13 protein-coding genes are annotated in these 11,978 nt (G+C 73.0%); 3 read left to right on the top strand and 10 right to left on the bottom strand.

Features of this window, described 5'->3' with window-relative positions:
• The 6 genes from ACR9ZK_RS17520 to ACR9ZK_RS17545 form a co-directional block, all read right to left on the bottom strand.
• Nucleotides 1-472, bottom strand: a 472-nt coding sequence (locus ACR9ZK_RS17520) for a hypothetical protein (protein WP_481343233.1), incomplete at its 3' end; no start/stop codon positions are given.
• 1 nt (nt 473) lies between these two features.
• Nucleotides 474-1,295: a hypothetical protein gene (locus ACR9ZK_RS17525; RefSeq protein ID WP_481343234.1), complete on the bottom strand. Its 822-nt coding sequence runs from the start codon at nt 1,293-1,295 to the stop codon at nt 474-476.
• An 83-nt stretch (nt 1,296-1,378) separates the two neighbouring features.
• Nucleotides 1,379-2,083: a DUF2589 domain-containing protein gene (locus ACR9ZK_RS17530; protein WP_481343235.1), complete on the bottom strand. Its 705-nt coding sequence runs from the start codon at nt 2,081-2,083 to the stop codon at nt 1,379-1,381.
• A 215-nt stretch (nt 2,084-2,298) separates the two neighbouring features.
• On the bottom strand, nt 2,299-3,078 hold the full coding sequence (locus ACR9ZK_RS17535) for a DUF5995 family protein (protein WP_481343236.1): 780 nt from the start codon (nt 3,076-3,078) through the stop codon (nt 2,299-2,301).
• A 73-nt stretch (nt 3,079-3,151) separates the two neighbouring features.
• Nucleotides 3,152-3,766 carry a flavin reductase family protein gene (locus ACR9ZK_RS17540; RefSeq protein ID WP_481343237.1) on the bottom strand — a complete coding sequence of 205 codons (615 nt, stop codon included), beginning with the start codon at nt 3,764-3,766 and terminating at the stop codon, nt 3,152-3,154.
• 47 nt (nt 3,767-3,813) lie between these two features.
• Nucleotides 3,814-5,022, bottom strand: coding sequence for an aminotransferase class I/II-fold pyridoxal phosphate-dependent enzyme (locus ACR9ZK_RS17545; protein ID WP_481343238.1), 1,209 nt, complete (start codon nt 5,020-5,022; stop codon nt 3,814-3,816).
• 91 nt (nt 5,023-5,113) lie between these two features.
• Here ACR9ZK_RS17545 and ACR9ZK_RS17550 point away from each other — a divergent pair, with 91 nt between their 5' ends.
• Nucleotides 5,114-5,647, top strand: a complete 534-nt coding sequence (locus ACR9ZK_RS17550; RefSeq protein ID WP_481343239.1) for a phosphoribosyltransferase — start codon at nt 5,114-5,116, stop codon at nt 5,645-5,647.
• Here ACR9ZK_RS17550 and ACR9ZK_RS17555 read toward each other — a convergent pair.
• The gene (locus ACR9ZK_RS17555) at nt 5,622-6,065 is read right to left on the bottom strand and encodes an SRPBCC family protein (RefSeq protein ID WP_481343240.1); all 444 of its coding nucleotides are present in this window, start codon (nt 6,063-6,065) and stop codon (nt 5,622-5,624) included. The genes ACR9ZK_RS17550 and ACR9ZK_RS17555 overlap by 26 nt on opposite strands.
• 112 nt (nt 6,066-6,177) lie before the next feature.
• Here ACR9ZK_RS17555 and ACR9ZK_RS17560 point away from each other — a divergent pair, with 112 nt between their 5' ends.
• Nucleotides 6,178-7,050 carry an LLM class F420-dependent oxidoreductase gene (locus ACR9ZK_RS17560; protein ID WP_481343241.1) on the top strand — a complete coding sequence of 291 codons (873 nt, stop codon included), beginning with the start codon at nt 6,178-6,180 and terminating at the stop codon, nt 7,048-7,050.
• A 25-nt stretch (nt 7,051-7,075) separates the two neighbouring features.
• Complete coding sequence (locus ACR9ZK_RS17565) at nt 7,076-7,933, top strand: endonuclease/exonuclease/phosphatase family protein (RefSeq protein WP_481343242.1); 858 nt, start codon at nt 7,076-7,078, stop codon at nt 7,931-7,933.
• 78 nt (nt 7,934-8,011) lie between these two features.
• On the opposite strand, the gene ACR9ZK_RS17570 is transcribed toward ACR9ZK_RS17565, so the two are convergent.
• The 3 genes from ACR9ZK_RS17570 to ACR9ZK_RS17580 all read right to left on the bottom strand — a co-directional run.
• Entirely contained in the window at nt 8,012-8,326 is a 315-nt protein-coding gene (locus tag ACR9ZK_RS17570; protein ID WP_481343243.1) for a hypothetical protein, read from the bottom strand.
• A gap of 231 nt (nt 8,327-8,557) precedes the next feature.
• Nucleotides 8,558-9,397, bottom strand: coding sequence for an ABC transporter permease (locus ACR9ZK_RS17575; RefSeq protein ID WP_481343244.1), 840 nt, complete (start codon nt 9,395-9,397; stop codon nt 8,558-8,560).
• Nucleotides 9,394-11,978: alpha/beta fold hydrolase (locus ACR9ZK_RS17580; RefSeq protein WP_481343245.1), on the bottom strand; the 2,585-nt coding region annotated here is incomplete at its 5' end. The genes ACR9ZK_RS17580 and ACR9ZK_RS17575, both read right to left, overlap by 4 nt.

Below are 11,978 nucleotides of genomic sequence, written 5' to 3' on the forward strand. Positions count from 1 at the left end.
GCTGGAGGATCGCCTGCCACAGCTTCTCGAGCTCGTCCTGGGTCGGGGTGCCGAAGCCGGCGGGCATGAGGCCGTGGTCGAGCGCGAAGACGACGACGGGGGCGAGCTGCTCGCGCGCCTCGGTCAGCGAGCGCTGGGCCGCCCCGAGGTCGTCGCGGAGCCGCTCGCCGGCCGACAGGAGCGAGCGCAGCGCCACGGAGCGCTCGAACTCCCGCCGGCGCGTCTCGACGCGGGTCGCCGACGCCGCGTCGACGCCCCGTCGGGCCGCGGCCAGCTCGGCCGCCAGGGCGCGCAGGGCGTTCTCGGCGTCGGGCGAGCTCATGGCGCGGTAGGCCTCGGCGGCGCCGTCGAGGTGCTCGCCGACGACGTCGGCGTACCCGAGGTCGTTGCCCACGTAGGCGCGCATCGCCGTCGTCGAGGACTCGAGGAGGCCCTCGAACCGGTTGATCCGGTCGTGCAGGAACGGTTGCATGTCACTCGAACTCCACGATCGTCGACGTCGCGCCCGACTCGTCGGTGACCGAGCGCAGGTAGAACGCCTCCTCGAGCAGCTCTGCCGACACGGTGAAGACGCTCGAGTCGGTGCTGCCGTTCTTGACGACGTTCGTCTCCGGGTTGATGAGGAGGTTGTCGATCTGGGTCTTGTCGATGACGGTGCGGGACCGGACCAGCTCGAGCACCTCCTGTCCGGTCTCGGCGAGCAGCTGCTCGCGCGGGTCGGTGGCCAGGGCGTCGGTGCTGCCGAGGCCACCCGGCGTCGACTCGGCGTCGATCGCCGCCCAGAAGATGCGGCTCCACATGACGGCGACGATGGTGTCGGGACGCAGCGGGTCCGGGTTGGCCACGAGCTGCTCGTGGAACTCGACCGCGAGCGCCTTGACGTCGCCGAGCCCCCGCCCTGCCTCCCGGTCCACCGGGACGGGCTGGGGCGGCAGGAGGATCGGGATGTCGAGCTTGTCGGGCATCACCGGCCCGACCTTGCCGGGGAAGCCCGGGAGCGGCGGGCTGACCAGCCGCGCCCGGGCCTCCGCGGCCCGCTGCTGCATCGCCGCGACGAAGTCCTCGAGGGTCATGTCGAAGCGGAGCGTCTGCGTGAACCGCGCACCCGAGATGAGCACGGGGATCGTCAGGTCCATCTTCGGCACCTTGAACCGGGGCACCGCGAAGTGACGCATCACCTCGTCGGCCGCGTACCTCTCGGCCACCACCCTCGAGTAGTGGTCGGCCATCTCGCGGGCCCTGATCATCTCGAGCAGGATGTACCCGGTGTAGTCGCCCAGCGTGACCTCGGCCACGGACCTGCCTCCTGTCGTGTCGTCTCGTCGAACCAGCAGCGTGTAGTGCGTTGTGTTGCGTTGTCGTGCAAGGGATCTCGCGGTCAGGCCGCGAGCATCCCGAGGACCTTCTCGAGGCCGGCCGGCATCTCGTCCTGGACCGCCTTGACGTTGACGTTGAGGGCGTACTCCTTCTTGACCTCGACGTTCGTGGCCGTCTTGCGCTGGTAGGACGCGGACACCTTGAAGCTGACCGGGCCCCAGCCGCCCTTGACCTCCGCGTTGACGCCCAGGTCGTCGGACGTGCTCGAGCTCTCGACGGAGTTGAGCTTGACGTTGAAGTCGACGACGACCTGCTCGATCCGCAGCGAGGGGATCGGCAGCATCGCGAGGAGCGGCACGCGCAGGGCCACGTCCTTGGACACCTCGTGCCCCTCGGAGTCGACGTCCTTGCGCGTGTGGGTGAAGTCGACCATGACGAGCTCGCGCTTGCCGGCGCCGTCGTCGCTGAACCCGACCTTGTTGATGAAGTCGATCGTCGCGAGCGACGAGGCGACCTGCGCGTCGACGGCGGCCTGGAGCGGCCCGCCGATCATCTTGCGGAAGTCGATGTTGTTCAGCTCGCTCGTGAAGCTGGTCGACGGTGCGCGGTCGAGGCCGCGGTCGCCCGCGAGCGCCCGCTCGGCGATGTCGGACGCCGTCCGCGTCGCGAGCGCGGCGCCCTCGGCGGCCGCGTCCTGCTGCGTGGCGACGTCGGTGCTGGGCCGGCGCTTGGCGCCCTGCCCGGAGGTGGACCTCTGGTCGGCCATCTCGGTTTCCTTTCGTAGGACTCCCCTGGGAGATCGTGGACGGGCCACGTCATCGCGGCCGCGCGGCGGGGCAGGACCGTCGGGGTCTCGCTCCGTCCGGGGACAAAGAGGAGCGAACCGGACGCGTGATACATGCAGCCGACCGGAAGTTCGACGGGAAGCTCGACGGCGAGCCCGACGGCAGACGACGCGACGAGCCGGGGCCGACCGCGAGCTCAGGCGAGGGGTGCGAGCGGGGTCAGCAGCTGGCGCCCGGCGAGGCCGACCGTCCGCGAGAGCGTCGCGAGGTAGTCGCCGCACAGCGGCTCGACGCCCTGCAGGGACCACAGCACGCCGGCGTTGGTCCACGCGGCGTCGCGGGCCCGGGCGATGCTCCACGTGCCGACGAGGTCGGCGACGGGACCGGCGACGCGCTGGTCCACCTCGAGCGCGAGGCCGTCGAGGAACGAGCGGCGCACCTCGTCCTGCACCTGTGCCAGCAGCAGCGTGACGCGTTGGTAGTCCTCCTCGAGCCCCGGGCTGTCCGGCCGCAGGCCGAGCTGGCGGCAGGTGCGCACGACGGCGACGGGCAGGTCGTGGTTGATGTGGGCGTTCATGCCAGCCACCGCGAACTGGATGGCGAGCACGTCACGTCGCGTGCGGGCCTCGAAGAGGGGGCGCCACGCCTCGGTCGGGGTCGGGGCGACCACGGCGTCGAGCCAGAGCCCGGCGAAGACGAGGTCGAGGCGCGTCATCGTGGCGGCGTCCCGGAACCACCCTTCGGAGAGCCGGTCACGGACGAGCTCGGTGACGCGCAGGTACATGCCGCTGAAGGCCCGGACCCCGTCGCCGGCGGGCAGCGCGGAGTCCACCTCGCGCATCCGGGCCACGAGGGCGTCGACGGTGGCGAGCTGGCCGGGTGGCACCGGCTCGAGCGGTGGCGTTCCGGGGCGGTCCGGGTGGCCGGGGCGCAGCCGGGCGCGCACGGCGCCGAGCACGTCAGACAACCAGCCCATACCGGGACCGTAGACCCGACAGGGGCCCCACGCGGGCGAACCGCAGACCAACCCGGGGGCGCCCCGCGGGCGCTCAGCGGTAGTGCTCCTCGTCGACCGTGGCGAGGCGGGAGGGCTGCAGCTGCCCGGCGAGGCCGTAGAACCGCTGGAAGCTCATGACGAGCGGGCGCCACCTGTCGGGGTCGATGCGGTTGGCGTGACCGTCCGCGCGGATCGAGGGGTGCACGTGGACGCGGACCACCTGGGCCACGACGAGCGCGTGGTCGGTCTCGTGGACCGACTCGACGCAGGCCTCCAGCGCCACCGGGCACTCGGCCGCGTAGGGCGCCGTCACGACGTCCGATGCGACCGGGGTCAGCCCCGCGAGGCCGAACTTGTCACGGTGGTGGCGGTAGCCGGCCGCCTGCTTCCACGCCGAGAGCCGCTCGGCCCCCGTCGTCAGGGCCAGCCGGTCGACGGCGTCGACCTGGTGCTGGCTCGGCAGGTTCACGACGAGCTCGCGCGTGCGCCGCAGGTTGGCCAAGGTGTGCGAGGCGAGGCCGAGCCCGAGCGTCGCCGTGTGGCCGAGCCAGAAGGCTGAGGAGAACGGCGCGAGGTTGGCGCTGCCGTCCTGGTTCGTCGTCGACACGAGGACGACGGGCGTGCCGAGGTAGAGGATCGCGGGGTCGATGGTGACGTGGCTGCTCACACCCGGTGGACGCGTCTGCGCACCGGAGTGTGAGGTGCGGCCCTGGGTCAGCGCGCGTGGAAGGCCTCGATCCGGTCGATCGCCTCGCCGACCGCGGTGCTGCCGGCGGCGAAGCTGAGGCGCACCGAGTGCTCGCCGGCCCGGTCGTCGAAGTCGACTCCGGGCGTGACGGCGACGCCGGCCTGCTCGAGCAGCGCCGACGCGTAGGCACGCGAGCCACCCCAGCGCTCGAGCTGCGGTCCGAGGTCGGCCCAGTAGTAGAAGGCGCCGTCAGACGGCGCCGACCCACCCCAACCGAGGCGAGCGGCGTTGTCCAGCAACAGCTTCCGGGTGCGGGCGAACTCGGCCACCGCCTCGTCGCACTCCGCGTAGGACTCCTCCGCGAACGCGGACACGGCCGCGTACTGGGCCGGCGCCGGCGGGCACAGGGCGACGTTGCCCGCAAGCGCGTCGACGGTGCGGACGAGGTCGCCGGGCAGGAGCAGCCAACCGAGCCGCCACCCGGTCATGCCCCAGTACTTGCTGAAGGAGGAGACGACGACCGCCGAGTCGCCGAGCTCCCACGCGCACACCCCGCGCGGGTCGGCGGCCCCGGGCTCGGGGTAGGTGACGCCGTGGTAGATCTCGTCGCTGACGAGCCGGACGCCGTTCGTGGCACACCACGCCGAGACGGCCGCGAGCTCGGCGCGGTCGACCATCGTGCCCGTCGGGTTGGCCGGTGAGGCGAGGATGAGCCCGGCGAGCGGGCCCCGGGCCTGCGCCGCCTCGAGGAGCTGCGGCGTCGGCTGGAAGCGGGTGTCGGGGCCGCAGTCGATCTCGACGACCTCGCAGCCGAGGGCCCGCAGGATGTTGCGGTAGGCCGGGTAGCCCGGCCGCGCCAGCGCGACGCGGTCTCCGGCCTCGAAGGCGGCGAGGAAGGCGAGGACGAAGCCGCCGGACGAGCCGGTCGTCACCGCGACCCGGGCCGGGTCGACCTCGACCCCGTACCAGCGGCCGTAGTGTGCGGCGATCTCGGCGCGCAGCTCGTGGGTGCCGAGGGCCGACGTGTACGTCAACGCCCGCCCGGACGCGTGGAGGCGCGCGGCCGCCTCGGACACGAGGGAGGGCGCCCCACCCGAGGGCTCCCCCGCGCAGAGCGAGACGACGTCCCGACCCTGCGCGCGCAGCACCGCCACCCGGTCGAGCACGTCCATGACCTCGAACGGGGCCACCTGCGAGCGTCGAGACGGACCGGGCCGGCGGGGTGCGCTGTTCACCCCGCCAGTCTCCCCGACGCCCGGCCGGGTCCTCCGGCGGCCCGGGGCCGGACGGTCACGGCCCGTTGACGACGCGGCTAGGGTCGAGGCCATGACGCTCGCCTACCACGCAGACTCCTCGACGCTCGACGAGAAGGAGGTGCTGACGTGGGAGGGCTTCGGCCGGGCCTGCCGCGAGCTCGGTGAGCTCGTCGCGTCGTCGAGCTTCCGCCCGGAGATCCTCGTGGCCGTCGCGCGTGGCGGCCTGCTGCCCGGTGGCGGCCTCGCCTACGCCCTCGGCCTCAAGCTGACCGACGCCATCAACGTCGAGTTCTACACGGACGTCGACCAGACGCTGCCCGACCCGGTCCTGCTCGCCCCGCACCTCGACACCGAGAGCCTGACGGGCCGGCGCATCCTCGTCGTCGACGACGTCGCCGACTCCGGCCGCACCCTCACCCTCGTCATGGACCTGCTGCGCCGGCACGGTGCCGAGGCGCGCAGCGCGGTGCTCTACGGCAAGCCGCGCTCCGAGGTGACGCCCGACTACGTGTGGCGCGTCACCGACCGGTGGGTCGTCTTCCCCTGGTCCGCCCAGCCGCCGGTGCAGGGGGCGCAGGTCACGGCGCCTCGAGACGACGCCTGAGCCGTTCGAGGTCCTTCGTCATCGCCGAGCGCATCGCGGCGCTCATCGGGCGGGCGCCGACCGCCGCGAAACCCGACGGCCGGCCGACGTTGCGCAACGTCATCCGCGTCGCGCCGTCGCCGGCGGCCTCCCAGGCGTAGACCGTCCGCATGGGGAACGGCCTGCCGTCCGTCTGCATGACCAGCCGCCCACCCGGCTCGAGCTCGACGACCTCGTACGTGTAGGCGATGCGGCGGCCGAGGAAGCGCGCGACCAAGTCCAGCCGGCTGCCGACGCGGACCGGCGGCCCCGTGCGCCACCGCACCGAGGAGATGTTCGCGTACCACTCCGGCGCGTTCGACGGGTCGCCCGCGTACGCGGCCACCTCCTCGACGGGACGGGCGATGACCGTCTCGACCTCGACGTCCACCGATGCCACGGCTCCTCCTCCCGATCCGTCCGCGCGGACCCATCCATCATCCCCCGGTCCCGGGAGCAGGTGGGAGATCGCTGGAAGCGCAGGGAGCCGGCCGCGACGTAGTGTGCAGGACATGGACCTCGGACTGCACCTCGCCAGCTTCACGTGGAGCGGCGGCCCCGGCACCTTCGTCGACGACCTCGTCCGCACCGCCCGCACCGCCGAGGACGTCGGTTTCACCAAGCTCTCGGTGATGGACCACGTCTGGCAGATCGGTCCCGTCGGCCCCAAGGAGCAGGAGATGCTCGAGGCGTACACCGCCCTCGGCTTCCTTGCCGGCGTCACCGAGCGCATCGAGCTGCTCGCGTGGGTCACCGCGGCCGTCTACCGCGAGCCGGGCCTGCTCGCCAAGGAGGTGACGACCCTCGACGTGCTGTCGAAGGGACGCGCCTGGCTCGGCATCGGCGCCGCCTGGAACGAGGAGGAGTGCGTCGGCCTCGGCCTGCCGTTCCCCTCGACCGCCGAGCGGTTCGAGCGCCTCGAGGAGACGCTCCGGATCTGCCTGCAGATGTGGAGCGACAGCGAGGAGCCGTTCGAGGGCAAGCACTACCGCCTCGGCCGCACCCTCAACTCGCCGCAGTCGGTGCAGCGCCCGCACCCGCCGATCATGATCGGCGGAGGCGGGGAGAGGAAGACGCTGCGGATGGTGGCGCAGTACGCCCAGGCCTGCAACCTGTTCGACTCCCCGGACCTGTCGCACAAGCTCGACGTGCTCCGCGAGCACTGCGAGCGCCTCGGGCGCGACTACGACGAGATCACCAAGACGGTCATGGGACCGCTCGACCCCGGGCCGGACGGCGAGAACGTCGACGCGATCCTCGAGCACCTGCGCGACCTCGCCGGCCTCGGCGTGCAACACCTGCACCTGCGGGTGCTCGACGGCTCGCGCACCGACTGGCTCGAGCTCATCGGGGACCGGATCATCCCGGAGGCCAAGCGGTTCTGACGCCGCCAGCGGGAAAGGGGGCTGCATGCCGACGCCGCAAGCGGACCGTCTGCGCGTCATGACGATGAACGCCTACGGGCCGGACAACCCCGACTGGAGCCGTCGGCACCGGCTCCTCGGTGAGACCGTCCGCGACCTCGCCCCGGACGTAATCGCCCTGCAGGAGGTCCCGCTCGACATCGACGCCGACCTCGGCCACATCCTCGGGCGCGGCTACCACCTGACGCACTTCTCCCGGACCGGTGGCGGGGTGGCCGGGACGCTGGCGACCCGCTGGCCGCACCGGTTCGTCGCCGAGATCGACCTGCACGTCAGCGAACGCGCCCGCGCCACGCTCCCGTGGTGCGCAGCCGCGATCATCGAGGTGGACACGCCCGTGGGGACGGTCGTCGTCGCCCACCACAAGCCGAGCTGGCCCTTCCCGTTCGAGGACGAGCGCGAGCGGCAGGCCGTCCTCGTGGCCCGAGCCCTGGAGGAGCACATCGGGTCCCGGGACGTCCACGCCGTCGTGCTCGGGGACTTCGACGCGACCCCCGACTCCGCCAGCGTGTCGTTCTGGCGCGGGCGGCGGGCGGTCGACGGTCTCAGCGTGTGCTACCAGGACGCCTGGGAGTACGCCCATCCCGACGAGCCCGGGTACACCTTCGACCTGGCCAACCCGCTGGTGCGCGACGGTGAGGTCGCGACCGCGGTGACGCGCAGGATCGACTACGTCCTCGTGCGCAGCGCCCTGCACGGGCCGACGCTGCGGGTGGCCCACTGTCAGCGCGTCCTCGACCGTCCGGTGGACGGGGTGTGGGCCAGCGACCACTTCGGCGTCCTCGCCGACCTCGTGCAGCCGGCCAACCCACCGGGGTTCCGGAGCGCCGGCCCCACCGGCTGAGCTCCACGCGTGCCCAGCACGGGAGGCCAGGCCCGGATCGCCGGATCCGGACCTGGCCTCGGCGCGGAAGGCTTCGCCCTACGGCTCCGCCAGCTCGCCGGTGTGACCGTTGCAGGCATCGCCCGGGGACAGCCCGATGGTGCGGAGGAAGGCGCGGTCGGCCTGCGGGATCTGGCCCCACGACTGGGTGTGGCCGGGCTCGTAGTTCGGGTCGCTCGGATCGAGGAAACGCTCCGGGTTCTGACCCGAGAAGGAGCAGATCGAGTTCGCGCGGTACTGCGCGATCGGGGTCGTCTTTCCGCTCCCCGTGGACTCGCCCGCGAAAGCAGTGCTCGTGCCCCCGACCGCCAGCCCGAAGGCGGCGAGAACGGCGACGGCACACGACTTCTTCATCATTGTTTCTCCGTTCTGAGGCCGCTCGTTCGGCGCGCCCCGTCCACAACCTAGGACGCGGGCTGGGAGTCCGATGAGAAATCCCGGCAAGACGAAAATGCGCATCGATGGCTTTTTCGGGTGAATTCATGAAAAGACGCCCGCAGAAAGTGCGGCATTTCCCAGGTGATTCTCGGAAACGACGAGACGGTTCTGCGAGACGGCCCTTTTCGGGCGGCTTTCTCGGCGGGCTCAGCTGAGGATGTCGGCCAGCCGGAAGCGTCGGTAGCCGAGCATCGTGAAGGCGACGGCCCACACGAGCGACCACAGGGCGCCGTGGATGACGGCGGTCCACTGCGGTTCGAGTGCCACGAGGTCCTGCCACGCCCGGCTGTAGTGGCCGGGGAAGGCGTTGCGCCACGGGTCGAGCGCGTCGATCTGGTCGAGGATGTTGAGGATGATCGTGAAGAGGACCGCCCCGCCGACCGCCGCCAGGGGCGCGTCGGAGCGGACGCCGATCCAGAAGGCGATCGCGGCCGTCGGCAGCAACGTCACGAAGACGTAGCCGAGCGCCAGCGCCAGGCGCGGCAGCAGCTGCCCCCACGTCAGCGACTCCCCCGTCGGGCTCGTCAGGGGCGCCCAGCCGTAGGCGAGGCCGCCGACGAGCAGCGACCAGCCGACGAGGAGCACGGCCGCCGCGGCGGTCGACCCGAGCCCGATGACGAGCTTGCTCGTGAGCAGCCGAGCGCGCCGGACCGGGGCGATGAGCAGGTACCGCAGCGTGGACCACGATGCCTCGGCCGGCACGGAGTCGCCGCAGAAGAGCGCGGCGACGAGGACGAGGAGCAGCTCGGAGGACGCGAAGAGCGTGAAGAGCGTGAAGTTGGCCGAGCCGTCCTGCGCGAGGTCGATGAAGCGGGGGGCGGTGCCCGGGCGTGGGGGGTCGCCGAACGCGAAAGCGGTCACGAGGACGAGCGGCAGGGCCAGCACGAGCGCGAAGGCGACCTTGGTGCGCCGCCGCCCCCACTGGCGTCCGAGCTCGGCCCGCCAGGACAGCGGGTCGTGGACGCGCCTGCCGGCCTCGACGCTCATCGGGCCCGCACCTGCCTCAGCCGGTCGACGAGCGACACCGACGCGTCGCCCGGGCCGGCGCCGTCGCTCGAGGCCGCCGACGAGATGACGCCGAGGAACACCTCCTCGAGGTGCCGCCGGCTGCTGACGCCGACGACCGGCACGCCCGCCTCGACGGCCGCCTGCACGACGGCGGCGCGGTCGAGCTCGGCGACGACGACGAGGCGCGTCGGGGTGTCGACGCGCACCTCGCCGACGCCGGGGGCGGACCGGAGCGCGGCGGCGAGGTCGTTCAGCCGTTGCGGCGGCACACCGTCCTCGAGGTCGACGAGCGTCGTGTCGTCGCTGTCGACGAGGTCGGCGACCAGGCCCTGGGTGACGACGCGACCGGCGTGCATGACGACGACGTGGGTGCACGTCAGCTCCACCTCGGCGAGCAGGTGGCTCGAGACGACGACGGTGCGGCCGGTGGCCGCGTAGCGGCGCAGGATGGGTCGCATCGCGGCGATCTGGGGCGGGTCCAGGCCGTTGGTCGGCTCGTCGAGCACGAGCAGCTCGGGCAGGCCGAGCATCGCCTGGGCGATGCCGAGCCGCTGCCTCATGCCGTGGCTGTAGGACCTGACCGGCCGGTCGACCGCACCACCGAGAGCGGCCACCTCGAGGGCCTCGGCGAGGTGGGCGTCCTCGGGCGGTCGGCCGGTGGCGCGCCAGTAGGCCTCGAGGTTCTGCCGACCGGTGAGATGAGGCAGGAAGCCCGGTCCCTCGATGAGCGCCCCGACGCGCCCGAGGACGTCGGACCCGGCCGTCACCGGCTCGCCGAGCACGTGGACGCTGCCGGCGTCGGAGGAGATGAGGCCCATGACCATGCGCATCGTCGTCGTCTTGCCGGCGCCGTTCGGACCGAGCAGGCCGACGACCTGGCCGCGCTCGGCCCGCCACGACACGTCGTCGACGGCGCGGTGGCCGTCCGGGTAGGTCTTGACGAGCCCCTCGACGACGAGCGGCACGTCGGCGAGGTCGGGGCGGGCCACGACGTGGGCGCGACGCCGTCGCCGCGCGAGCCAGCCGCCGAGGGCGGTGAGGAGCAGGACCGCGAGCACCGATGCCGCGGCCCGGGTCTCGGTGTCGACGCCGGTGCCGCCACCCCCGGCGGGAGTCCCCACGCCGACGGGGACGACGAGCCCGCCGTCGGCGCGCACGAGCAGGGTGGCGGGTGTCCGGTCGTTCGCGTACGTCGACTCGGTCGTCGTGAGCAGCACGCGCCACTGGCTGCCGGCCGGCATCGGGTAGGTGCCGGCGGGCAGCGACAGCGTCACCGGCGTCGGCCGGCCCGGCGTCACCGAGATGCGCAGGGGCGCGACGAGCGCTCGCGGCAGCGTCACCTGGCCGCCGCTCACCCGCCAGAGCGAGGCGAACAGCGTCACCGTCGGCCGGTCGGAGGTCACGGTGAGGCGCAGCGTCGGGGAGCCGACGACCGTCGTCCCGGTGGCCACCGGCTCGGTGTCGAGGGCCGCCGACTGCCCCGGCAGGGCGGCGATCCGGTACGTCGAGAGCGCGACGCCGAGCGCCGAGAGCCCCGGTACCGCGACGAGCGATGCCGGCTGGCCACCGGGCGGATGGCTCAGGGCCCCGGTCGTCGTGCGGAGCGGGAGCGTCGTCGTCGCGAGCCGCGACCCGGCCAGGCCCGGGTAGTGCGGCAGCGTGAGCAGCGGCGACGACTGGCCTCGCCGCGCCGCGGGGGTCGAGTACGTGAAAGATGCTGTGGGAGGGGCGGACCCGCGCGGCGCCTTGTCGCGCACCCAATGGTCGAGCCAGGCGTACGACGCGTCGGTCTCCTCGCGCTCGCGGCTGCTCGGGGCGTCGTGCCCGCCGTCGCTCCACCGCACCGCGTACGGGGTGCCCGCCGCGTCGAGGGCGGACGCGGTGGCATCGGCCTGGTCGAGGCCGAAGAGCGAGTCGGCCATGCCCTGCACGAGGAACGTCGGCGCCGTGACCTTCGGCATCGTCGGACGAGGGCTGTGCGCCCGGAGGAGGGCGAGCAGCGCCGCCGACGGCGCGCCCGACTCGGACGCCTGGACGAAGAGCCGGCAGATCGTCGGGTCGAAACGGCCGCACTCGGCGGAGGCGCCACCGGTCGCCCGCCCGCTCTGCGGGCCACCGCCGGCCCGGCGGGCGGCGAGGAAGAAGTTCGTCGCCCAGACCTGCTTGAACGGGCCCGGCTCCGCGACGGGCGCGCGGCCGGCGGCGGTCGTGGGCGGACGCGTCAGGGCCGACTGCGGGAAGAACGACTCGGCGAGGTCGTTCCACGTGAGGGCGGAGACGACCGCGTCGACGCGTGGGTCGGCACCGGCGAGCATGAGTGCGAGCGCCCCACCGTACGAGGTGCCCATGACGCCGGCGCGGGGGTCCCCCGGCGCGTCGAGCGCGACGTCGGGTCGCGCGGCGGCCACGTCGAGCATGACCCTGGCGTCGGCCACCTCGAACTCGGGGTCGTCGAGGTGGATGCGCCCGCCCGACGCGCCGTGCCCGCGTGCGCTCCACGTGACGACGACGTAGCCACGCTCCTGCAGCTCGAGCGCCTGGGAGGCCACCGCCTCCTTGT

The sequence above is a fragment of the Monashia sp. HAY1-5C genome (assembly GCF_056755255.1).

Excerpts from the sequence above, each read along its gene's own strand:
- ACR9ZK_RS17530 (WP_481343235.1), bottom strand. The coding sequence starts at position 2,083 with ATGGCCGACCAGAGGTCCACCTCCGGGCAGGGCGCCAAGCGCCGGCCC.
- ACR9ZK_RS17535 (WP_481343236.1), bottom strand. The coding sequence starts at position 3,078 with ATGGGCTGGTTGTCTGACGTGCTCGGCGCCGTGCGCGCCCGGCTGCGC.
- ACR9ZK_RS17550 (WP_481343239.1), top strand. The coding sequence starts at position 5,114 with ATGACGCTCGCCTACCACGCAGACTCCTCGACGCTCGACGAGAAGGAG.
- ACR9ZK_RS17560 (WP_481343241.1), top strand. The coding sequence starts at position 6,178 with ATGGACCTCGGACTGCACCTCGCCAGCTTCACGTGGAGCGGCGGCCCC.
- ACR9ZK_RS17565 (WP_481343242.1), top strand. The coding sequence starts at position 7,076 with ATGCCGACGCCGCAAGCGGACCGTCTGCGCGTCATGACGATGAACGCC.
- ACR9ZK_RS17570 (WP_481343243.1), bottom strand. The coding sequence starts at position 8,326 with ATGAAGAAGTCGTGTGCCGTCGCCGTTCTCGCCGCCTTCGGGCTGGCG.
- ACR9ZK_RS17575 (WP_481343244.1), bottom strand. The coding sequence starts at position 9,397 with ATGAGCGTCGAGGCCGGCAGGCGCGTCCACGACCCGCTGTCCTGGCGG.